The organism is Sphingobium sp. (genome assembly GCF_003248505.1).
Lineage (GTDB): Bacteria > Pseudomonadota > Alphaproteobacteria > Sphingomonadales > Sphingomonadaceae > Sphingobium.
The window spans coordinates 1-22125 of sequence record NZ_QFOA01000006.1 but is presented as its reverse complement, the minus strand read 5'-3'; the positions used below and the strand labels follow the sequence as shown (position 1 = coordinate 22125).

General features: G+C 64.3%; 22 protein-coding genes and 1 pseudogene. 16 read left to right on the top strand and 7 right to left on the bottom strand.

Annotation, left to right across the window (positions count from 1 at the left end; translation table 11 throughout):
- Positions 1-16: 16 nt before the first annotated feature.
- On the bottom strand, positions 17-2305 hold the full coding sequence (gene parC / locus DI606_RS04215; protein WP_293980032.1) for a DNA topoisomerase IV subunit A: 2289 nt from the start codon (positions 2303-2305) through the stop codon (positions 17-19).
- 129 nt (positions 2306-2434) lie between these two features.
- On the opposite strand from parC, the gene otsB reads away from it, so the two are divergent.
- From otsB to DI606_RS04195, 4 genes are all read left to right on the top strand, one after another.
- On the top strand, positions 2435-3202 hold the full coding sequence (gene otsB, locus DI606_RS04210; RefSeq protein WP_293980030.1) for a trehalose-phosphatase: 768 nt from the start codon (positions 2435-2437) through the stop codon (positions 3200-3202).
- 75 nt (positions 3203-3277) lie between these two features.
- Entirely contained in the window at positions 3278-5083 is a 1806-nt protein-coding gene (locus DI606_RS04205; RefSeq protein WP_293980029.1) for a glycoside hydrolase family 15 protein, read from the top strand.
- Positions 5080-6483, top strand: coding sequence for an alpha,alpha-trehalose-phosphate synthase (UDP-forming) (otsA, locus tag DI606_RS04200; protein WP_293980028.1), 1404 nt, complete (start codon positions 5080-5082; stop codon positions 6481-6483). Before DI606_RS04205 ends, otsA begins: the two co-directional genes overlap by 4 nt.
- Positions 6484-6514: 31 nt before the next feature.
- A complete protein-coding gene (locus DI606_RS04195; protein ID WP_293980026.1) occupies positions 6515-6649 on the top strand; it encodes a hypothetical protein in 135 nt (44 codons plus the stop codon).
- Here DI606_RS04195 and DI606_RS04190 read toward each other — a convergent pair.
- Together DI606_RS04190 and DI606_RS04185 are read right to left on the bottom strand one after the other, a co-directional pair.
- On the bottom strand, positions 6646-6840 hold the full coding sequence (locus tag DI606_RS04190) for a hypothetical protein (protein WP_293980024.1): 195 nt from the start codon (positions 6838-6840) through the stop codon (positions 6646-6648). The genes DI606_RS04195 and DI606_RS04190 overlap by 4 nt on opposite strands.
- Complete coding sequence (locus DI606_RS04185) at positions 6837-7286, bottom strand: DUF3429 domain-containing protein (RefSeq protein WP_293980022.1); 450 nt, start codon at positions 7284-7286, stop codon at positions 6837-6839. The genes DI606_RS04190 and DI606_RS04185 overlap by 4 nt, the downstream gene beginning before the upstream one ends.
- Positions 7287-7449: 163 nt before the next feature.
- Between DI606_RS04185 and rpiB the strand changes: the two genes are divergently transcribed.
- The 4 genes and pseudogenes from rpiB to DI606_RS04165 form a co-directional block, all read left to right on the top strand.
- Positions 7450-7887 carry a ribose 5-phosphate isomerase B gene (gene rpiB, locus DI606_RS04180; protein WP_293980020.1) on the top strand — a complete coding sequence of 146 codons (438 nt, stop codon included), beginning with the start codon at positions 7450-7452 and terminating at the stop codon, positions 7885-7887.
- 11 nt (positions 7888-7898) lie between these two features.
- Positions 7899-9206 (top strand): serine hydroxymethyltransferase, encoded by a 1308-nt coding sequence (gene glyA / locus DI606_RS04175; protein ID WP_293980019.1) that lies wholly within the window; start codon positions 7899-7901, stop codon positions 9204-9206.
- A 6-nt stretch (positions 9207-9212) separates the two neighbouring features.
- Positions 9213-9674 carry a transcriptional regulator NrdR gene (gene nrdR, locus DI606_RS04170; RefSeq protein WP_066700902.1) on the top strand — a complete coding sequence of 154 codons (462 nt, stop codon included), beginning with the start codon at positions 9213-9215 and terminating at the stop codon, positions 9672-9674.
- Between the two features lie 10 nt (positions 9675-9684).
- Positions 9685-10395: pseudogene (locus DI606_RS04165) on the top strand (RNA methyltransferase); the annotation flags it as partial.
- Here the strand turns inward: DI606_RS04165 and DI606_RS04160 are convergent.
- On the bottom strand, positions 10392-10688 hold the full coding sequence (locus tag DI606_RS04160) for a chorismate mutase (RefSeq protein ID WP_293980018.1): 297 nt from the start codon (positions 10686-10688) through the stop codon (positions 10392-10394). The pseudogene DI606_RS04165 and the gene DI606_RS04160 sit on opposite strands and share 4 nt — an antisense overlap.
- A 208-nt stretch (positions 10689-10896) precedes the next feature.
- Between DI606_RS04160 and rpsD the strand changes: the two genes are divergently transcribed.
- The 4 genes from rpsD (at position 10897) to aguB (ending at position 15253) form a co-directional block, all read left to right on the top strand.
- Positions 10897-11511, top strand: coding sequence for a 30S ribosomal protein S4 (gene rpsD, locus DI606_RS04155; RefSeq protein ID WP_066700900.1), 615 nt, complete (start codon positions 10897-10899; stop codon positions 11509-11511).
- A 130-nt stretch (positions 11512-11641) separates the two neighbouring features.
- Positions 11642-13312, top strand: a complete 1671-nt coding sequence (locus tag DI606_RS04150; protein WP_293980009.1) for a M28 family metallopeptidase — start codon at positions 11642-11644, stop codon at positions 13310-13312.
- Between the two features lie 81 nt (positions 13313-13393).
- The gene (locus DI606_RS04145) at positions 13394-14386 is read left to right on the top strand and encodes an agmatine deiminase family protein (protein WP_293980007.1); all 993 of its coding nucleotides are present in this window, start codon (positions 13394-13396) and stop codon (positions 14384-14386) included.
- A gap of 18 nt (positions 14387-14404) precedes the next feature.
- Complete coding sequence (gene aguB / locus DI606_RS04140; protein ID WP_293980005.1) at positions 14405-15253, top strand: N-carbamoylputrescine amidase; 849 nt, start codon at positions 14405-14407, stop codon at positions 15251-15253.
- Positions 15254-15265: 12 nt separating this feature from the next.
- On the opposite strand, the gene DI606_RS04135 is transcribed toward aguB, so the two are convergent.
- On the bottom strand, positions 15266-15709 hold the full coding sequence (locus DI606_RS04135) for a DUF983 domain-containing protein (RefSeq protein WP_293980003.1): 444 nt from the start codon (positions 15707-15709) through the stop codon (positions 15266-15268).
- Positions 15710-15877: 168 nt separating this feature from the next.
- On the opposite strand from DI606_RS04135, the gene ychF reads away from it, so the two are divergent.
- The 4 genes from ychF (at position 15878) to DI606_RS04115 (ending at position 19667) form a co-directional block, all read left to right on the top strand.
- Complete coding sequence (gene ychF / locus DI606_RS04130) at positions 15878-16978, top strand: redox-regulated ATPase YchF (protein WP_293980001.1); 1101 nt, start codon at positions 15878-15880, stop codon at positions 16976-16978.
- Between the two features lie 25 nt (positions 16979-17003).
- Positions 17004-17504: a DNA-deoxyinosine glycosylase gene (locus tag DI606_RS04125; protein ID WP_293980212.1), complete on the top strand. Its 501-nt coding sequence runs from the start codon at positions 17004-17006 to the stop codon at positions 17502-17504.
- An 85-nt stretch (positions 17505-17589) separates the two neighbouring features.
- Complete coding sequence (locus DI606_RS04120) at positions 17590-19140, top strand: alkaline phosphatase D family protein (protein ID WP_293979999.1); 1551 nt, start codon at positions 17590-17592, stop codon at positions 19138-19140.
- Between the two features lie 59 nt (positions 19141-19199).
- On the top strand, positions 19200-19667 hold the full coding sequence (locus tag DI606_RS04115; RefSeq protein ID WP_293979997.1) for a MaoC family dehydratase: 468 nt from the start codon (positions 19200-19202) through the stop codon (positions 19665-19667).
- Positions 19668-19674: 7 nt separating this feature from the next.
- Here DI606_RS04115 and DI606_RS04110 read toward each other — a convergent pair whose 3' ends face one another.
- Both DI606_RS04110 and mutL read right to left on the bottom strand, forming a co-directional pair.
- On the bottom strand, positions 19675-20160 hold the full coding sequence (locus DI606_RS04110; protein ID WP_293979995.1) for a hypothetical protein: 486 nt from the start codon (positions 20158-20160) through the stop codon (positions 19675-19677).
- Between the two features lies 1 nt (position 20161).
- Positions 20162-21949, bottom strand: a complete 1788-nt coding sequence (gene mutL / locus DI606_RS04105) for a DNA mismatch repair endonuclease MutL (RefSeq protein WP_293979993.1) — start codon at positions 21947-21949, stop codon at positions 20162-20164.
- Positions 21950-22125: the final 176 nt, after the last annotated feature.

Below are 22125 nucleotides of genomic sequence, written 5' to 3'. Positions count from 1 at the left end.
CACGCTTGCGTGCGCGTCAGAATTTATTGTCGCGCGGGAAGCCCGTGGGCGGCATCCGCCCCGCCGCCCCGCGCGCAACCTTCCACGGCAGCATATCGCTTTCCGTTCGGGTACGGCCCGTGTCTCCCCCCATCGTCCAGCTCAGGCCGTCCGCCAGGCGGAACGCAATCGCATCGGACAGTCCCCCGTCGCGGTAGCGCTGCATCTGCACGCCCTGTCCCCGCGTCATGCGGGGCATTTCGCTCAGCGCGAAGACGAGCAGCTTGCGGTTCTCGCCGATCACAGCGACGCTGTCCGCCTCGGAGGGAACGGGCCGGATCACGCTGAGCGTCGCGCCGGCGCGAATATTGACCACCTGCTTGCCCTTGCGGGTTTCCGCCATGATGTCGCCCGTCGCGGCGATAAAGCCGCGACCGTCCGATGACGCCAGCAGCAACTCGCCGCCCACGCGCGCGGGCATCAGCGCGACGATCGATCCTTCATTGTCCATGTCGACCAGCGACCGCACCGGGTCACCGAAGCCGCGTCCGCCCGGCAGCTTGTCCGACCCCAGCGTGTAGACGCGCCCGCTCACGGTCGCCATCAACAGCTTGTCGGTCGTGTAGGCGTGGAAAGCGAATTGCGGTCCGTCGCCTTCCTTGAATTTGAGGGTGTCGGCCGCCGCCAGATCCCGATGCCCGCTCATCGCCCTGATCCATCCGCGTTCCGACAGGATAACGGTGATCGGCTCGCGCTCGATCATCGCCTCCAACGGAATTTCGCGCGCGGGCGCGGCCTCTTCCACCAGCGTGCGCCGCCGACCCATGTCGGTTTCCGGACCGTAGCGCTTGCGCAGGGCAGCGAGGTCCTTCTTCAGGCGCGTCCGCTGCCGTGCGGGGCTTTCGACCAGCTTTTCCAGCTCGTCCTTTTCCTTGAGCAGCGCATCATGTTCGCGCCGCAATTCCATCTCCTCCAACTTGCGCAGCGATCGCAGGCGCATGTTGAGGATCGCTTCGGCCTGCCGATCGGTCAGCGTGAACTCAGCCATCATCACCGCCTTGGGCTCGTCCTCGGTGCGGATGATCTCGATCACTCGGTCGAGGTTGAGGTAGGCGATGATATAGCCGTCGAGCAGTTCCAGCCGATCCGCGATCTTGGCAAGCCGGTGCTGCGCCCGGCGCACCAGAACGTCGATCTGATGCTTGAGCCATTCGATCAGCAGCGGTTTAAGGCCCAGCACGCGCGGCGTATGGGTCGCGTCCAATACGTTGAGGTTGAGCGGGAAACGCGTTTCCAGATCGGTCAGCCGGAACAGGCTGTCCATCAGGACCTGTTCGTCCACGGTCCGGGCGCGCGGCTCTATGACGATGCGGATTTCCGTGTCGCTCTCATCGCGTACATCGGCCAGGATCGGCAGCTTCCTGTCGTTGATGAGCACGGCGATCTGCTCGATCAGCTTGGACTTCTGCACCTGATAGGGAATTTGGGTGACGACCGCGATCCAGGTGCCGCGCCCGCCATCTTCCTTGTGCCAGCGCGCCCGCGTTCGGAACGCGCCCCGCCCGGTGGTATAGGCTTCGGATATGATGGACGGACTGTCCACCAGCACGCCGCCGGTCGGGAAATCGGGGCCTCGCACCACCTGCATCAAGGCGGCATGATCGGTATCGGGATCGTCGATCAGCAGGTTGGCGGCGTCGATCAGTTCGGATACATTGTGCGGCGGAATGCTCGTCGCCATGCCGACCGCGATCCCGCTTGCACCGTTGGCGAGCAGGTTGGGAAAGAGGCCGGGAAAAACCTCCGGCTCCTCGTCCTCGCCATTGTAGGTCGGGCGATAATCGACGGTGCCTTCGTCCAGCCCCGCCATCAGATCGGCGGCGGCCTGCGTCAGGCGCGCTTCTGTGTAGCGCATCGCTGCCGCGTTATCGCCGTCGATATTGCCGAAATTGCCCTGCCCGTCGACCAACGGCGTGCGCAGCGAAAAATCCTGCGCCAACCGCACCATCGCGTCATACACCGACGCATCGCCATGCGGGTGATACTTGCCGATCACGTCACCCACGACGCGCGCGCATTTCTTGTACGGCGTCGTATTGCGTGCGGGATTGGCGACCAGCACGTCCGGGTTCGCGCCGCCCGGCTCCATCCGCAGAAGGCGCATCGCCCAGAGCAGTCGCCGGTGCACCGGCTTCAGCCCGTCGCGCAGGTCCGGCAATGATCGCGCCGTGATGGTCGAGAGCGCATAGACGAGGTAGCGCTGCGACAGCGCCTCGTCGAAGGGATGGTCCTTGATAGCGTCGAACGGGTCGCGAAAATCACTCATCGCGGATCGGATAGCAAAGCGGGGGCGAAACGGAAACGGTTTCGCCACTGGATGCCGCGGTCGCAAGGAAATTGCCGGTCGGGTCAGAACGGGGGTTGTCAAATCGGGCGGGGATGCCACTTTGCCCCCGTGACCTCATCCTCCCCCTTGCCGACACTCACCCTTCCCCTGCCGCCGCCCGCCCTCCTTGACGGTGCGGCGCTGTTCCTCGATTTCGACGGAACGCTGGTGCCCATCGCCGACAGTCCGGACGATGTCGCGGCGGACCAAGCCCTTCTGGACCTGTTGACCGTGCTGCAAGAAGGGCTGGCAGGCCGCCTCGCCATCGTCAGCGGACGGTCGGTAGATGCCTTGCGCGCGATGGGGCTTGGCGATTTCATGCTGGCCGGGACACACGGTCTCGAATTCGCGGCGCCCGGTGGGGCGGTAGAGGCGCCTCACCGGCTGACGGCGATCGACACCATCGAAACCCGGTTCAGGGATTTCGCCGCCGATTGGCCGGGCGTGCTGGTGGAACGCAAGTCGATCAGCGTTGGCCTTCATTATCGCGGCGCGCCCGCCAGCGCCGATGCCGCGCAAGCGCTCGCCGTTTCGCTCGCTGCAGAACATGACCTGGTGGTGCAGCGCGGGAAGATGCTGTTCGAAGTACGGCCGGGCGGAGCCGACAAGGGCAGCGCAGTGCTTAGCCTGATGCGGCGTGCGCCTTTCACGGACGGCGTTCCCGTCTTCTTCGGGGACGACGTGACCGACGAGGAAGGCTTCGATGCGGTGACGGGCCTCGGTGGTTACGGCATCCTGGTCGGCCCGTCGCGCGATACGGCTGCAAGCTTTTCGCTGGAACAGGTTGAGGCCGTCAGGCATTATCTGGGGCAGGAGGCTGCCCGGCTCGGCCGATAGGCGGCCCATACGCTTGAACACCGCGCAAGGGGCAGACCTATCAGCACCAATCCCGAAAGTTCATCCGCAGGACCGATGGGCGATGCCGCCCGCACCCTGGACCTTTGGCCCATCGGCAATTGCCAGGCCTCCGCTCTTATCGACCGTGCCGGGCGCATGGTGTGGGCATGCGTCCCCCGGGTCGATGGAGACCCCGTATTTTCCGCCCTGCTCGACGACAAACACTGGGATGATGAGCAATCGCGCGGATTCTGGGCCATCGAGCTGGAAAACTGCGTTGCGGTCGAACAGCATTATATCCGCAACACGCCGATCCTCGTCACTCGACAGTCCGATGCGCAAGGCAACGCGATAGAGATCATCGATTTCTGCCCTCGCCATCGGCACAAGGGGCGGATGTATCGCCCGGTCGCCTTCGCGCGCATCGTCCGCCCGGTATCGGGGTCCGCACGCATCCGGGTGAAATTGCGCCCCTCGACCAGCTGGAATGCAGACAAGGTGCCGATCAACTACGGCTCCAACCACATTCGTATGGTGCTGTCCTACATGGCGATGCGGGTGTCCACCAACGCGCCCATCGGCCTCATTAGCCAGGAAAGCTGGTTCCGCCTCGAACAGGACATGCATTTCTTCATGGGGCCGGACGAAGGATTCTCCGACGCGCTGCGCCCGGCGATCGAGCGGATGCTCGACGATACGATCAACGAATGGCAGATATGGGTTCGCGGCCTCGCGATCCCCGCCGAATGGCAGGAAGCGGTGATCCGGTCCGCCATTACCCTGAAGCTGTGCCAGCATGAAGAAACCGGCGCCATCGTCGCAGCGCTCACCACGTCGATTCCCGAACATGCCGACAGCGGGCGCAACTGGGACTATCGTTATTGCTGGGTGCGCGACGCCTATTACACCGTGGAGGCGCTCAATCGGCTCGGTGCGCTCGACGTGCTGGAAACCTACCTCGTCTATCTGCGCAACATCGTCGACGGTGCCAAGGGCGGGCATATCCAACCGCTTTACGACGTGCGCGGCAACGCGACGCTGACGGAATGGGAGGCCGAAAGTCTGCCCGGCTATCGCGGCATGGGGCCGGTGCGCGTCGGGAACGCCGCCTATAGCCAGGTCCAGCACGACGCCTATGGGCAGATCGTCCTGTCCTCGGTCCAGGGGTTCATCGACCGCCGCCTTCTGCGCATGGCGGGCCATGCCGATTTCGAAGCGCTGGAAGCTGTGGGCGAACGGGCCTGGCAGGTCTATGACCAGCCCGACGCGGGCCTGTGGGAACTGCGCACCCGCGCCCATGTCCACAGTTATAGCGCTGTCATGTGCTGGGCGGCGTGCGACCGGCTGGCCCACGCGGCGACCGCCCTTGGCCTCGACCTACGCGCGGTCCATTGGCAGAACCGCGCCGAGACGATGAAGGCGCGCATCCTAGACAAGGCATGGCGGGAGGACAGCCAGGCCATCTCCGCCAATTTCGAGGACGACGCTCGCGACGCCTCGCTGCTCCAGTTGCTCGACCTGCGCTTCCTGACGGCGGACGATCCCAAGTTCGTCGGCACGCTCGCCGCGCTGGAGGCTGACTTGCGGCGCGGGAATGACATGCTGCGCTATAGCGCGCCCGACGATTTCGGCGAGCCGGTCACCGCGTTCAACGTTTGCACCTTCTGGCTGATCGAGGCACTGTACCGCACCGGCCGGACGGAAGAAGCGCGCACCCTGTTCGAGGAAATGCTGTCCCGCCGCACCGCCGCCGGTCTCCTTTCGGAAGACATCGACCCCCAGAACGGGGAACTCTGGGGCAATTACCCGCAAACCTATTCGTTGGTCGGCATCATCAACTGCGCCGTCTTGCTGAGCAAACCATGGAGCGCCATACGATGAGCCGCCTGATCGTCGTATCCAACCGTGTCAGCCGGCCCAACAAGGCCGGCAATCAGGGCGGCCTTGCGGTCGCCCTTGCGCAGGCCTTGCGCGAAAGCCGGGGTATGTGGTTCGGCTGGTCGGGGGAAACGACGGACAGCTTCACCGGCCACATCGCCTTTTCCGAGGATCAGGGCGTCAAGACCGCCACGATCGATCTGGAGGAACAGGATGTCGACGAATATTATAACGGCTACGCGAACAAGACGCTCTGGCCCCTGTTTCACTTCCGTATCGACATTGCCGAATATGCCCGCGATTTCGAAGGCGGCTATAATCGCGTAAACAAACGGTTCGCCGAAACCGCCAGTCCGCTCATCGAACCCGACGACATTCTGTGGATACATGATTATCACCTGATCCCGCTCGGCCAGATGCTGCGCGATCGCGGCCTCAAGAACCGCATGGGGTTCTTTCTCCACATCCCCTGGCCGCCGACCCGCCTGCTGGTATCGCTGCCCCATCACAGCAAACTGGTCAGCACGCTTTTCGCCTATGACGTGGTCGGTTTCCACACCGAAGAATGGCTCGAATCCTTCCGCCATTATGTGGAACGCGAAATGGGCGGGACCGTGGACGGCGACTATGTGACGGTCGGCGACCGGACGATCCAGGCCATCGCCTGTCCCATCGGCATCAACGCGCAGGACTTCAAGGACGCCGCCGCCAGCGAAACGGCACGCTCCATGTTCGACAAGGTCCGCGCTTCGCTTCAGGACCGCCCGCTGATCGTGGGCGTGGACCGGCTCGACTACAGCAAGGGGCTGGAGGAACGCTTCAACGGCTACGCCCGCTTCCTGAAAGACCATCCCGAACATCATCGCAAGATCGTGCTGACCCAGGTCGCGCCGCCCTCGCGCGGGGACGTGCAGAGCTACCAGCATATCCGCGCCACGCTCGATGCGCTGGCCGGGCGGATCAACGGCGAATATAGCGACGTGGACTGGACCCCGATCCGCTACGTGAACCAGGGCTACCCGCGCGACGAGTTGGCGGGCATCTATCGCGCGGCGCGTATCGGCCTCGTGACGCCGTTGCGCGATGGGATGAACCTCGTCGCGAAGGAATATGTGGCGGCGCAGGATCCCGACGATCCCGGGGTTCTTATCCTGTCACGGTTCGCCGGGGCGGCGATGCAATTGCGCGATGCGCTGCTCATCAATCCGTACAGTCCCGAGGAAATGTCCGACGCCATCCTTCGCGCGCTCGCCATGCCGCTGGACGAGCGCAAGCGCCGCTGGCGCGCGATGATGGACAGCGTCGAGCAACAGGACATACGCTGGTGGCGGGAAGCCTTCACCGGCCGCCTCACCGCCGCCGGACAGGCCGCCGCGGCGGAGCCCGAGGCGACGGCGGGTTGAACCCGCCGCGCCCTGCCGCTAGGCGACAGGGATGCAGCACGATGCCGAAGACGAACAGGGCGGCCTCTGGCCCGCGATCCGCGCCCGCTTCGGCATCATTATAGGCGTCGTCGGGCTTATCGCATGGCTCGCCCTCATCTGGTTCATGTTCGGCGACGTGCTCTAAGGGCGTCGCTCCAGCACGGGAAGGTCGCGTCCCGGTATGGCGCCGATGGCGACGTTACCGAACATGACCAACCCGGCCACGATCATCAAAGCTCCGCGTTTGCGGTCTTTGCGCTTGACGATGACATGGATGCCGCCGCCGGTCAGGACGATCCCCGCCAGCATCAGGATGGATAGGATGATATCGCTCATGGTGCGGGCAGCAATGCACCGATGACGGTCAGAAGGCCAAGCCCTATCGACAGTGGCATGCGCAGGCTCATCCACCAGAGGGGCGCAATTCCCCTTCGGTAGAGGGCGCAGTCGACCGGTAACGTGGCGACGATGGCAAAGCCCAACAGGATCATCGAAGGCTGCGGCCAGGCTGCGCCCACCACCCACGGCCACGCCGAAAAGAAGGCGATCAGTTGCGGCAGCACGGCGGCGATGAAAATCCAGCCCGGCGGACGATCGGCGCGGGCGGCCATCCCCCACCACATGCCGCCGAGGAAAGACAGAATCGTGGCTGCATAAAAATAGCTGAGCGCCAGCGCCGCGAACGACCATGCCGGGTCGTCGAGCCACAGGATGAAGAGCGCAAATACCTGCGGCAACAGGCCCATGAACCCCAGCAGGCGGGGCAGACGCGGTTCGATCATCCCAACCGCATAGGACGGCACGGTCGCGCGTTGAAGCTGCCCATCGGGTCATCGTCCCTGCTCCGTGCGCCCGAACGGGCCGTCCCCTCAAGACATCGTGGTCAAATGCCGCCCGCGACACTAGATAGGCGCCAGCACCCGAATCACCTGTCGCGAGTATCCCATGCGCATCGCCATCGCTTCCGACCATGCTGCCATCGCATTGAAGGCCGAACTGGCGCAGTGGCTGCGCGACGAAGGGCATAACGTGGACGATCTCGGCCCGGCGACCGCCGACCGCGTCGATTATCCCGATTATGGTTACAAGCTTGCGACGGCGGTCGCGTCCGGCGCGGCGGAGCGCGGCGTCGCGCTGTGCGGATCGGGCATCGGAATTTCCATCGCGGTCAATCGCAACCCCGCCTGCCGCTGCGCGCTGGTGGGCGAACCGCTCTCCGCCGCGCTGGCGCGCGAACATAATGATGCCAATGTCCTTGCCATGGGCGCGCGTCTGACCGGGATCGACATGGCCATAGCCTGCGTCTCCGCGTTTCTTTCCACCGATTTCGGCGGCGGTCGCCACGGACCCCGCGTCGACAAGCTATCCCATCCCGCGCTCTGAAAGGATTTTCGATGAGCACCGACACTCTCTCGCCCGCCATCCGCCAGGAAGGCTTCTTCAGCGAAAATCTCGCCAACGCGGACCCCGAAATCTTTGACGCGATCGGCAAGGAGCTGAAGCGCCAGCAGGACAAGATCGAGTTGATCGCGTCCGAAAATATCGCGTCCAAGGCGGTTCTCGAAGCCGCCGGATCGATCTTCACCAATAAATATGCCGAAGGCTATCCGGGCAAGCGCTATTATGGCGGCTGCGAATATGCCGACATCGTCGAAAACCTCGCCATCGACCGGGCGAAGCAGTTGTTCGGCTCCAACTTCGCCAATGTTCAGCCCAACAGCGGCAGCCAGATGAACCAGGCCGTGTTCCTCGCCCTGCTCCAGCCGGGCGACACCTTCATGGGGCTCGACTTGGCCTCTGGCGGTCATCTGACGCACGGTTCGCCTGTCAATATGAGCGGCAAATGGTTCAACCCGGTCGCCTATGGCGTGCGCAAGGACGACCATCTCATCGACATGGACGAAGTCGCCCGCATCGCGCGCGAAAGCCGGCCCAAGCTCATCATCTGCGGCGGCACCGCCTATTCGCGGGTATGGGATTTCGAACGCTTCCGTGAGATCGCCGACGAAGTGGGCGCCTATCTGCTCGCCGACATGTCGCACTTTTCGGGTCTCGTTGCGGGCGGCGCGCACCCCTCGCCCGTGCCGCATGCGCATGTCACGACCACCACCACGCACAAGTCGCTGCGCGGTCCCCGCTCGGGCATCATCCTCTCGAACGACGAAGCCATCGCCAAGAAGCTCAACAGCGCGATCTTCCCCGGCCTCCAGGGCGGTCCGCTGATGCACATCGTCGCGGCCAAGGCCGTCGCTTTCAAGGAAGCGCTGACGCCCGAGTTCAAGGCTTACGCCCACCAGATCGTCGCCAACGCCAAGGCGCTGGCGGCAACGCTCGCCGACGCGGGCCTCTCTATCGTTTCGGGCGGCACCGACAACCACCTGATGCTTGTCGATCTGCGTGCCAAGAATACGACCGGCAAGGCGGCGGAAAAGGCGCTCGACCGTGCCTACATCACCTGCAACAAGAATAACGTGCCGTTCGACACCGCCAGCCCGTTCGTCACCTCTGGCGTTCGCCTCGGCACGCCTGCGGGCACGACGCGCGGCTTTGGCGAAGAGGAGTTTCGCGAAGTCGGCCGCCTGATCGCCGAAGTCGTGGAGGGCCTCAACCGCAACGGGGACGAAGGCGACGGCCAGGTCGAGGCGCATGTGCGCGAAAAGGTGCTGGCACTGACCGCACGTTTCCCGATCTATCAGGGCTGATCGCCCTTGCGCTGCCCTTTTTGCTCGCATGAAGACAGCCAGGTGAAGGACAGTCGGCCGACGGAGGATGGTGCCGCCATCCGCCGTCGCCGCCAGTGCGAAGCATGCGGCGCGCGCTTCACCACGTTCGAACGCATCCAGCTGCGCGACATATGGGTGGTGAAGAGCGAAGGCCGCAAGGAAGCGTTCGACCGTGACAAGCTGGCCCGCTCCATCGGCATCGCCTGCCGCAAGCGTCCGATCGACCCCAGTCGTCTGGAAAAGCTGATCTCGGGCATACAACGCCAGTTGGAAACCAGCGGCGAGAGCGAAGTGCCAGCGCGGTCCATCGGCGAAATGGTGATGGAGGGGCTGAAGCGCCTCGACAGCGTCGCCTACATACGCTTCGCCAGCGTCTACAAGGATTTCACCGACGCCAAGGATTTCGAGGAATTCGCCGGCACGGTGCAGGAGGTCGCGCGTGAATGATGCCGTGACCCCGCCGCCCGTCATCGTCCTTGTCCGCCCGCAACTGGGCGAAAATATCGGCAAGGCGGCGCGTGCGATGCTCAATTTCGGCCTGACCGAAATGCGCCTCGTCACGCCCCGCGATGGCTGGCCCAACCCCGACGCAGGCCCCGCTGCGGCAGGGGCGGATATGGTGCTCGACAATGCGCAGGTATATGCGTCACTGGCCGATGCGGTGGCCGATTGCGCGCATGTCTACGCGACCACCGTGCGCAAGCGCGGCGTCACCAAACCGGTCGTGACCCCGGAGGAAGCCGCGCGGGAAATCCATAGTGTCGAGGGCCGCAGCGCCTACGTCTTCGGGCCGGAACGTTCTGGGCTCGAAACCGACGATGTCGCGCTCGCTCGCAAGATATTGACCGTGCCCATCAATCCCGAGTTCGGCTCGCTCAACCTGGCGCAGGCCGTCATCCTGTGCGCCTACGAATGGTCGAAACAGGCCAGCCTCGTCCAACCCACGCTCACGGACCTTGGCGAACCTGCGCCGCAGGAGGAACTGGAGGGCATGATCGTCCAGTTCGAAACGCTGCTGGAGGGCACGGGCTATTTCTTCCCGCCCGACCGCGCGCCCGCCACGAAACGGACTTTGCGCAACCTGCTGACCAAGCCCGGCTGGAATCATCTGGAGGTGCGCACCCTGCGCGGGGTTCTGTCCTCGCTGGGAACGCCCCGCCGACGTTAGGTCCGCGTGCGGTCGAACTCTTCCATTTCATAGGCGATGGACAGTTCGACCAGTTGGTCCCATAGCTGCGCGATCATGTCGCCCGGCAGGCCAGCAGCCTCCGCCTCGGCGCTGGCGTTGGCGATGACTTCGGCCTTGCGCGCCTCGTCCCGCACAGCCTCGCGCCCGTTCTTGATCCGCGCCGCCGCGCGCATATGGGCAAAGCGCTGGGCCAGCAGGGCGACGATCTGACGGTCGAGATTGTCGACGCCTGCGCGCACCTGTTCCATGGTGGAGTAGTTTTCGGGGTTCATGATAAGCTGAATTAAGCCCCGTACGACGGCATGTCGAGGGGTTGACAGCACGGTCCCGCCTCGTCATAGGCGCGCCTTCGCAATGGGCTCCGAACTCCGGTGAAGCGGCGGCCCTGCCCCTGAAACATGGCAAGCAGGCGATACCGGAAACCACATTCGCCATCTTCGGACGGTGAACGAACGTCAAAAGCTTTTGTAAGGAATTATCATGTCGAAGCGCTCCAGCGCCAAGTACAAACTCGACCGCCGGATGGGTGAAAACATCTGGGGTCGCCCTAAGAGCCCGGTCAACAAGCGCGAATATGGCCCCGGCCAGCACGGTCAGCGCCGCAAGGGCAAGATGTCGGACTACGGCATCCAGCTGCGCGCCAAGCAGAAGCTCAAGGGCTATTACGGCGACATCACCGAAAAGCAGTTCAAGAAGAACTATGTCGAGGCCGCCCGCATGAAGGGTGACACCGGCCAGAACCTGATCGGCCTGCTGGAGCGTCGCCTCGACGCGGTCGTCTACCGCGCGAAGTTCGCGCCGACCATCTGGTCCGCACGTCAGATCGTTTCGCACGGCCACATCTATGTGAACGGCGTGAAGTGCAACATCGCCTCGCGTCTGGTGAAGCCCGGCGACGAAATCACGCTCGGCAAGAAGGCGCAGGAAATGGCGCTGGTGCTCGAAGCGCAGAGCCTGCCCGAGCGTGACATCCCCGACTATGTGTCGCCGGATGGCACCGCCAAGGTCACCTATGTCCGCGTACCCACGCTCGACGAAGTGCCCTATCCGGTGAAGATGGAACCGAACCTCGTCGTCGAATTCTATTCGCGCTAAGTTCTCGGACGCACGAAATATAGGAAGGGCGGCCCCGCAAGGGAGCCGCCCTTTTTCCTGCGCGCAACAATCTTGCGCGCCCGCACGCGCGGTGGCATCACCTGCCCTCTGTAGAACAAGGGGACCACTCATGCGCAGCTCCGTCGCGGCCATCGCCGCCATTCTCGCCTTTTCCTCGCCGGCCCTTGCGGCCCCGGCTGCTAAAAAGCCCGCTGCCGCGACTGGTGCCGAACCTTCCATCGACACCATGAAGCGGCTGGTGAAGGAGCTTTCTTCCGACGCGTTCGAAGGCCGCGCTCCGGGCACCCCGGGCGAGGAAAAGACACTGGCCCTGCTATCGGCGGAATTCGGCAGGCTCGGCCTCAAGCCCGGCAACAAGGGCAGCTGGTTTCAGGACGTGCCGTTGGTGGAGATCGCGGCGAAGAATGTGTCGCCGCTGACCTTCTCCGGGGGCAAGGGCACGGTGAACGCCGCCTACGGGCCGGAGATGGTGATCGGCACCTACCGCACCGCGCAACCGCATATCGAGGTCGAGGACAGCCCCGTCGTCTTTGTAGGCTACGGCATCAATGCGCCCGAAAAGGGCTGGAACGATTATGCCGGACTGGACGTGAAAGGGAAGACGGTCGTCATCCTCGTCAACGATCCGGACTATGAGACGCAGGGCTTGACCGGTCCTTTCAACGGGCGCGCGATGACCTATTATGGCCGCTGGACCTACAAGTTCGAGGAAGCGGCGCGTCAGGGCGCCGCCGCCGCGATCATCGTCCATGACACGGTCCCCGCCGCCTATGGCTGGAACGTCGTCCAGTCGAGCTGGACCGGCGCGCAGCAGGTCGCCGACAGCGCCAACGGCAATGCGGGTCAGAGCAAGGCGATCGGCTGGATTCAGAAGGACAAGGCCGCCGCTCTTTTCGCCAGCGCCGGTCTCAATCTCGAAGAGCAGATGGCGGCCGCCAAGCGCAAGGGCTTCAGGGCCGTGCCGTTGGCCAGCGTCAAGGCGAGCGTGTCCTTCGACAACGCCTTGCGCAAACACAACAGCAAGAATGTCGTCGCCCTGCTGCCGGGCAAGACGCGTCCCCAGGAGTATGTACTCTACAGCGCGCACTGGGATCATCTCGGCCGGTGCAAGGCGGCGCCCGACGGTGACGATATCTGCAACGGCGCGGTGGACAACGCGACCGGCACGGCGGCGCTGGTCGCGCTGGCAGAAGCCAATGTGAAGGCCGGACCGACCGACCGGAGCCAGGTGTTCCTGGCCGTCACCGGTGAGGAATCGGGCCTGCTGGGTTCCGCTTATTATGGCGATCATCCCGTCTTTCCGTTCCGCCAGACCGTGGGCGGCGTCAACATGGACGCGCTCAGTGTCGCTGGCCTTGCGAGGAACGTCGTCGTGATCGGCAAGGGCAAGTCGCAGCTCGACGCCTATCTCGACCGTGCTCTCAAGACGCAGGGCCGTGTCGCGACGGAGGAACCGACCCCGGAAAAGGGCTTCTACTATCGTTCCGACCATTTCAGCTTCGCCAAGCATGGCGTGCCTATGCTCTATTTCGAGGGCGGCGAGGATCTGGTGAAGGGCGGCACGGCAGCGGGCATCGCCGCGGCGGAGGATTATACCCAAAACCGCTACCACGGCCCCAAGGACGAATATGATCCCAACTGGGACTGGAGCGGCGTGCTGGCCGACCTCAAGCTTTATTATGCGGTCGGACGCGATCTGGCGACCTCAGCGGACTGGCCCAACTGGGTCCCGGGCGACGAGTTCCGCGCCATTCGCGACAAGGACCGCGCTGGCAAATAAGCGACGACAAGACGCTCCCCCTGGCGGCCTGCGGCTGCTAAAGGGAGCGTCACCCCGTTCCGTTATGAAAAGGCCGTTCCGATGACATTCCGTATGCCTGCCGAATGGGCACCGCACGACTGGACCTGGATCGGGTTTCCGACCGATCCTGCAGAATGGCCCGGCGCGTTCGACGCCGCCCGGCAGCAGATCGCCGCTTTCGCCAACGCGCTTCACGCGGGCGGCAAGGGCGAGGAGGTGCGACTTGTCGTCGACAACGAAGAAGACGCCTTAGCGGCGCGTGCAATGGTCGATGCAGCTGTCCACATCGTTGTCGCGCATCTGGGCGACGTATGGCTGCGGGATACCGCCCCCATCGCCGTGATGAACGGAACAGCGGACAAGGCACGTGCGCTGGTCGATTTCGGCTTCAACGGCTGGGGCGGCAAATATCGGATGGCGGGCGATGAGGATATCGGCGCGCGGCTGGCGGCGACCACGGGCTTTCCCGTGCAAACGCAGAACTGGGTGTTCGAGGGCGGCGCGATCGACACCGATGGCACTGGCCTGTTCGTCACGACCGAACAATGCCTGCTCAACCCAAACCGCAACCCGAACCTCGATCGCGGCAAGATCGAAACGTTGCTGGCCGGATCGCTCGGCCTGTCCGACATGCTATGGCTGGGCGACGGTCTGCTCAACGACCATACGGACGGCCATGTCGACAACCTCGCCCGTTTCGTCGCGCCGGGCAAGCTCGCGCTTCCGGTCGCGACGACGCACGACGATCCCAACGCCGCCATCTACGCCGACGCCCGCACCCGCGCGAAGGCGCATGGGGTTGAGGTGGTGGACATCCCCTCGCCCGGTCGTGTCGAGGTGGATGGCGAAGCGATTCCGGCCAGCTACATGAACTTCTACGTGGGCAACGCTGCTGTCATCGTTCCCGTCTACGGTCGGCCTAACGACCAGGCGGCGCTCGACGCGCTTCGGCCCTTCTTTCCGGGGCGGGACATTGTCGGACTGCGCAGCGACGCCATATTGTCGGGCGGCGGCAGCTTCCATTGTTGCAGCCAGCAGATGCCTTCCCTCTGACCTCACCGGACCCGAAGAATGACCCAGGTAACCGTCGCCGCCCTGCAACTCGCCTTTTCGGACGACATGGACGACAATATCGCCATGGTCGCCGACCATGTGCGCCGGGCGGCCATACGCGGGGCGAAGATCATCCTGCCGCCCGAACTGTTCGAAGGCCCCTATTTCTGCCGGGTCGAGGACGAAGCGCTCTTCTCCACCGCCCAGCCGGTCGACAGCCACCCGGCGGTGCAGGAAATGCGCAAGCTGGCGAAGGACCTGGGCGTCTACATCCCGACCAGCTTCTTCGAACGCGACGGCCACCATTATTACAATTCGCTTGCGATGATCGACGACGAGGGCGAGATCATGGGTGTCTATCGCAAGAGCCACATTCCCGACGGGCCGGGTTATGAGGAGAAATATTATTTCCGCCCCGGCAATACCGGCTTCAAGGTGTGGAACACGCGCTACGGCACCGTAGGCGTCGGCATCTGCTGGGACCAATGGTATCCCGAAACCGCCCGCGTCATGGCGCTGATGGGCGCGGAGATGCTCTTCTACCCGACCGCCATCGGATCGGAACCCTATGACGCCGACCTCGACACCAGCCGCATGTGGCGGCGCGCCATGATCGGCCACGCCGTCAGCAATTGCATGCCGGTCATCGCGGCCAATCGCATCGGGGACGAGGAAGGCCAGAAATTCTACGGCCACAGCTTCATCACGGACGAGTGGGGCGACTTTCTCGCGCAAGCGGATGCGAAGGACAATGGCGCCCTGGTCGCCACGCTCGACCTCGTCAGGGCCAGGACGCACCGCGCGGGCATGGGCTTCTTCCGCGACCGCCGCCCCGAACTTTACACCCGCATCGCGCAGGACATATAGGTTGGAGGGCGGCTAATCGGGCCGCCCGTCGCCGTGCAGCCTCTTCCACAGCGCGCTGGTGCCAGCCTCCCGCGCGCGGGTCGTAAACTGCGCCGCGACCAGCCATCCCTTGATCGGGCGCAACGGCAGAACGGTGGTCAGGATCACCACGGGCACGCCTACGACGATATGCACCCATATCGGCGGACGCGCCAGAATCTCCAGCATCAGGATGAAGATGACGCCAGGCACGCAGGCGAACAATTGCACGAACACCGCGGGACCGTCCGCCGGATCGGCAAAGCTGTAATCGAGGCCGCACACCTCGCAATGATCGCGAACCGTCAGGAACCCCTTGAAGATATGCCCCTCACCGCATCGCGGGCAGCGGCCGAGGACGCCCGTCTCGTACGGCGGACGCTTCTTCCAGCGTTTGCCTGCGCCGTCCGTCCACCATTGTTCGCCGTGATCGTCCATATATTCTCCTGTCCGCCCCCATGTCGGGACGCGATGGCCCATTGCAATTGCGCCTTTTGTCCACCCCGCGCCGGGACGCTTGCCTGCCTGACCCAAGGCTGGCCTTTCGCGCGGGGAAGCGCTATCGGCGCGGCATCCAGTCATTCTCGTATCGTGTAAGGCAATCAGATGGGTTTTCGTTGCGGTATCGTCGGTCTTCCCAATGTGGGCAAGTCCACCCTGTTCAATGCGCTCACCGAAACGCAGGCAGCGCAAGCGGCAAACTATCCCTTCTGCACCATCGAACCCAATGAGGGCCGCGTCGCCGTACCCGACGAACGGCTTCAGGTGATCGCGAAGATCGGAAGATCGGCCAAGATCATCGAAACGCAGCTCAGCTTCGTTGACATTGCGGGCCTCGTGCGCGGCGCGTCGAAGGGCGAGGGCCTTGGCAACCAGTTCCTCGCAAACATCCGCGAAGTGGACGCCATCGTCCATGTGTTGCGTTGCTTCGAGGATGACGACATCACCCATGTCGAAGGCAAGGTCGATCCCATCGCCGATGCCGAGACGGTCGAAACCGAACTGATGCTCGCCGACCTCGAAAGCCTGGAAAAGCGCGTCCCCGCCTTCGCCAAGAAGGCAGCGCAGGGCGACAAGGAAGCCAAGGTCGCCGCCGCCGTTCTGGGACAAGCGCTCGACCTGTTGCGCGAAGGCAAGCCCGCCCGCCTGGCACAGCCCCGCGATGTCGAGGAAGAGCGTATCTTCGCGCAGGCGCAATTGCTGACTGCCAAGCCCGTCCTTTACGTCTGCAACGTGGAGGAGGACGCCGCGTCTCAGGGCAACGCCCATTCCGCCCGCGTGTTCGAAAAGGCGGCAGCCGAAGGAGCGAAGGCCGTTATCGTCTCCGCCGCGATCGAGGCGGAACTCGTCACCATGCCGGTGGAGGAACGCGCCGAATATCTCGAGGCGCTGGGCCTTACCGAAGCGGGTCTCGCCCGCATCATCCGTGCAGGCTACGAACTGCTCGGCCTCATCACCTTCTTCACCGTGGGCCCCAAGGAAGCACGGGCATGGACCGTCGCACGCGGCAGCAAGGCCCCGCAGGCGGCAGGCGCGATCCATTCGGATTTCGAAAAAGGCTTCATCCGCGCCGAAACCATGGCCTATGGCGACTATGTCCAGTTCAACGGCGAAACCGGGGCGAAGGAAGCGGGCAAGTGGCGCTCGGAAGGCAAGGAGTATGTGACGCAGGACGGCGACATCATGCTGTTCCGTTTCAACGTCTGACGTCGTGGCGCTGCGCCCCGGCCAGATGCCAGCCCAGCGCAAGGCAGCGTTTCCGCCCAGCGTCGATGCCGACACGCGCCTGCTGATCCTGGGCAGCCTGCCGGGTGAAGCGTCGATCCGACAGGGCGAATATTACGCCCATCGCGGCAATGCGTTCTGGCATCTTCTGGGCGGAGTGTTGGACGAGGATTTGCGCGCCCTCCCCTACGCCATGCGGCTAAAGCGCATGCGCACGCGCGGTGTCGGCCTGTGGGACGCGATCGAAAGCGCCGAGCGGGAAGGAAGCCTGGACAGCAGCATTCGCGACGCGGAACTGCGCGACCTTGGTCTGTTCGTCGCCCGGCTTCCCGCGCTCCGGGCCGTCGCGTTCAACGGCAGGACCGCCGCGACGCATGGCCGCAGGCAGTTGGGCGAACGCCCCGGCCTCGCCCTTATCGACCTTCCTTCCTCCAGCGGCGCCTATGCCAGCATGACTCGCGAGAGGAAGGCGCAAGCGTGGGCCGCGCTGCGCGGCTGGGTCGCCTGAAGCCGTGCGCCATCCTGTCATATTGCGCGGCTAAGACACCGGGCTAAGACACCGATCAACCATTTCCGAATCCGAAGGTCGCTCCATGTTCACCCGCCGCCAGATCCTGACTAGCGCCACCATCGCGCCCACCCTCGCTGCACCCGCCATCCTGAAGGCGCAGACCTGGTTTGCCGGCTATCCCTTTTCGCTCGGCGTCACATCCGGCGATCCGGCGCCTGACGGTTTCGTCATCTGGACCAAACTCGCGCCGAAACCGCTGGAGCCGCACGGGGGGATGTCGATGACTCCGCTACCGGTGAAGTGGGAAGTCGCGAGCGACGATCGCTTCAAGACCGTCGTCGCCTCAGGGGAAGCGACCGCCCGCCCCGAACTGGGCCACAGCGTCCATGTCGAGGTGGCGGGCCTGCAACCCGACCGCCCCTATTGGTATCGCTTCGCGGTGGGAAGCGACCGGTCGCCGCGCGGTCGGGCACGCACATTGCCGCTCGCGTCGGCCAGCCTCTCCACTCTCAAATTCGGCGTGGCGGGATGCCAGAATTACGAGGACGGCTATTTCACCGCCTTCCGGCATCTGGCACGGGAGGAGGATCTCGCCTTCGTGTTCCATTATGGCGACTTCATCTACGAATATCAGCAGCGCGCGCCGGACTATGACAAGGATGACCTGCCGGTCGATCAGGTCCGCCATCATGTCGGGCAGGACTGTTTCGACCTGACCGACTATCGCCTGCGCTATGCGCAGTATCTGAGCGATTACGACCTTCAGGCCGCCCGAGCGCGGCATACATGGTTCCCAACCTTCGACGATCATGAGGTCGAGAATAACTGGGTCAGCGACTTCGACTGGAAAGATGCGCCGTCCGATGTGTTCCGCCTGCGTCGCCAGGCCGGGTTGCAGGCATGGTATGAATATATGCCGGTCCGTGCCGCTATGCTGCCGAAGAACGGCATCATCACCAACATGTATCGCGAGGCCCGCTTCGGCGACCTTCTCTCCATCGACTTCCTCGACACCCGTTCTTTCCGGTCGGATCAGCCTTGCGATGACGGGTTCAAGACGTTCTGCGCCGGGATCGACGATCCCAAGGCGCAGGTCATGTCGCCCGATGAGGAAAGCTGGCTCGACCGCAACCTGACCCGCCGCCAGACGAAGTGGAACTGCGTCGCGCAACAGGTGATGATGATGTCGCTCGACCGCCGCCGCTACGCCGATGAGAAGGTCAAGATCTACAATCTCGACAGCTGGGCCGGATATGAAGTTGCGCGCAAGCGGCTGCTGGCAAGGATGCGCGGGCTGGACAATGTGATCGTCCTCACCGGGGACGAGCATCAGAATTTCGCCGGTCTGCTGGAAAGCGAGGGCAAGCCGGTGGCGGTTGAATTCGTTTCCACCTCGATCGCGTCGGGGGGCGACGGGTCGGATTTGCGGGCTGGCAGCGACATCATGATGAAGAACAATCCGCAGCTCAAATTCCTGAACGACCAGCGCGGCTATATGATTTGCGAAGTGACGCCGGACGCGTGGGCCAGCCAGATGCGCGTCATCGACCGCGTTTCGACGCCCGGCGGGGCGATCAGCACCCGCGCGACATTGACGGTCCCGCGCGGACAGCCCTCTATCGCTATCACCTGACATTGACGTAAACGGAAACCGACTATAAGGCTCGCTCCAGCCACCCGACGGAGAGAGCCATGGTCGACGACATCGTCTATTTCGAAGATATCCGCGTCGGCGACAGCTTCGACTTCGGCCCTGCGACGGTTACGAGGGAGGAGGCCGTCGCCTTCGCCGCCGAATTCGATCCCCAGCCCTTCCACCTGTCGGACGAAGCGGCTGCGGGCACGCATTTCGGGACGATTTCTTTGAGCGGCTGGCACACGACCGCGCTTTTCATGAAGATGTTCGTCGCCGAAATGCAGCGTCAACCCGGTCGTCAGGCCGCAAGCCTCGGCGCGATGGGTGTGGACGAACTGCGCTGGCTGCGCCCGGTGCGCCCCGGCGACACGCTGCGGGGAACGAGCGTCGTCCTGGAAACGAAAGTTTCGAGAAGCCGCCCGGAAATGGGCATCGTCCGGAACAAGGTCACCATCGTCAATCAGCTGGACGAACCGGTTTTGACGATGATCCCCATCGCCATGTGGCGCACCCGCCCGGCCTAAGGCGGCGCTACCGGTTGGCGTTTGCGTCCGCCGCCATAATCCGGATTTCCCGCGCTTTCGCTCCAGCGACCTGCACTATATGGCGTCCGGGCGGAAGGTCGAACCACACGATCTTGCGCATTTCAGAACAGTCCGGCCCGTGGCCGTGATCGACTGACGTCAGCTTTTCCGTCCCGCTCACCACATCGACCCACGCCCGACCGGACAGCGCGATGCCGACGCGCGCGGCTTGCTTTACCGAAAGGGTAAAGATGCCGCCGAAACCCTGCTTGCCGTCTTTTCCCGGATCGGCGGCGAAATGCACATAGTCCGCTGGGTTGAGCATGGCCGTCACCGGCTTTCCCAGCAGCAGCGGCGGCGCGCCGCTTTGCTGCGTTCCCGCCATGGCTGTCCAGCTTTGCGTCCAGCTCGTCCACGGTTCGGCAAGTGGCGGCGCCGCCGCACAATCGACCGCGCCGGACGCAGCGGCTAGCATCAGGAGCGGACCCATCATTCTACTTCCTCCCGAACAGCTTTTCGATATCGCCATGGCCCAACTTGACCCAGGTCGGACGGCCATGATTGCATTGGCCCGACCGTGGCGTCACTTCCATCTCGCGCAGCAGAGCGTTCATCTCCGCCACGCTCAGTATTCGCCCCGCGCGTACCGACCCGTGGCAGGCCATGGTGGCGGCGACGAGGTCGAGCCGCTCTTTCAGCGAAAGCGCGGTATCGTAAGCTGCCAGATCGTCCGCCAAGTCCGACACCATCCCCTGCACATCCGACTGCCCCAGCATCGCGGGCACGGCGCGCACCAGCATGGCGGACGGCCCGAACCGCTCCAGCTCCAGCCCGAAATCGCGCAGTTCGGCAATGCGGGCTTCCAACCGGTCGCAAGCGGTTTCGTCCAATTCGACCACTTCGGGGAGCAGCAGCGCCTGGCTCGCGACGCCCTGCCCCTCCATCGCGCGTCGCATACGCTCCAGCGTCAGCCGCTCGTGCGCGGCGTGCTGATCGACGATGACGAGGCCGTCTTCCGCCTCCGCCACGATATAGGTGCGCGCAACCTGCCCTCGCGCCACGCCCAAGGGGAAGCTGTTGCCCTCGGGCGCGGGCGCGGCGGCGGGTTCCGCGCGCGCCTGCGGAGGGGGCGCCATGAAGGAGGGCCTGCGATCCGCCACGACGGATGGGAACAGCGGATTGTAGCTGACGGGCTGGGCCGCCGCCTCGAAGATCGGCATCGCGCCGATGGGCGTGGGCGACACCGGCTCGGGCCGCCACGCCGCCAGCGCCGCCGGGTCCGCCATCTGAACAGCGCGGAATCCCTCGGCGTCGAGCGCGCGCCGCACGCCCGATACGATCATGCCGCGCACCAGCGCGGGATCGCGAAAGCGCACTTCGGTCTTAGCGGGGTGGACGTTGACGTCCACCTCCTGCGCCGGCACGTCGAGGAACAGTGCGACCACCGGGTGCCGGTCACGCGCCAACATATCGGCATAGGCCCCCCGCACCGCGCCGATCAAAAGGCGGTCTCGCACCGGACGGCCATTTACGAACAGATATTGATGATCGCCCACGCCCCTGTTGTATGTCGGCAGCGACGCCACGCCCGACAGGCGAATCCCCTCCCGCTCAAGCGACACGATGACATGATTGTCGGCCAGTTGGCGGTCGGTGAGCGCCGCGACCCGATCCTCCCGCGCCTCCCCGGCCTGCACGCCCAGCACGCGCCGTCCGTCATGCTCGACCGATACCGCGACCGCCGGATGCGCCATGGCGAGACGACGCATCACGTCGAGGCAGGCGGCATATTCGGCCTTGGGCGACCGCAGGAATTTGCGCCGCGCGGGGACTCTTGCGAACAACTGTTCCACGGCGATACGGGTGCCGGGCGGCAAGGCGGCAGGCCCCTCGGCGACCAGCTGGCCGTTGTCGACGGTGCGGTTCCACCCCTCGCCTCCACGCGGACGGCTGTCGATCGAAAGGCGCGCGACGCTGGCGATGGACGGTAGCGCTTCTCCCCGGAATCCGAGCGTCGCGACATTCTCTATCGCGTCGTCGGGCAGCTTGGAGGTGGCATGTCGTTCCAGGGCCAGCACCATCTCGGCGGAATCCATGCCGCAGCCGTCGTCGCTCACCTCGATCCGGTCGAGCCCCCCGTTCGACAAGCGCACCGCTATCCGAGTCGCACCCGCATCGAGCGCGTTTTCAACGATTTCCTTGAGCGCGCTGGCGGGTCTTTCGACCACTTCACCGGCAGCGATACGATTGACCAGATGTTCGGGCAGGCGGCGTATTGACATTGATTAGGGACTAGCCCAAGCGAGCGCTTTCCGCGAGCCGCGAACCTCATATTTTTTGCGCTGCAAGGGGCAAGGAAGCGGGGGCCACGGACCAGCGAACCAGGATACCGCCTCGCCCCGGCACGCGCGCGAGGGGACGGCGGGCGAAACAGGATAAGGCATGTCGATCTTTTCGC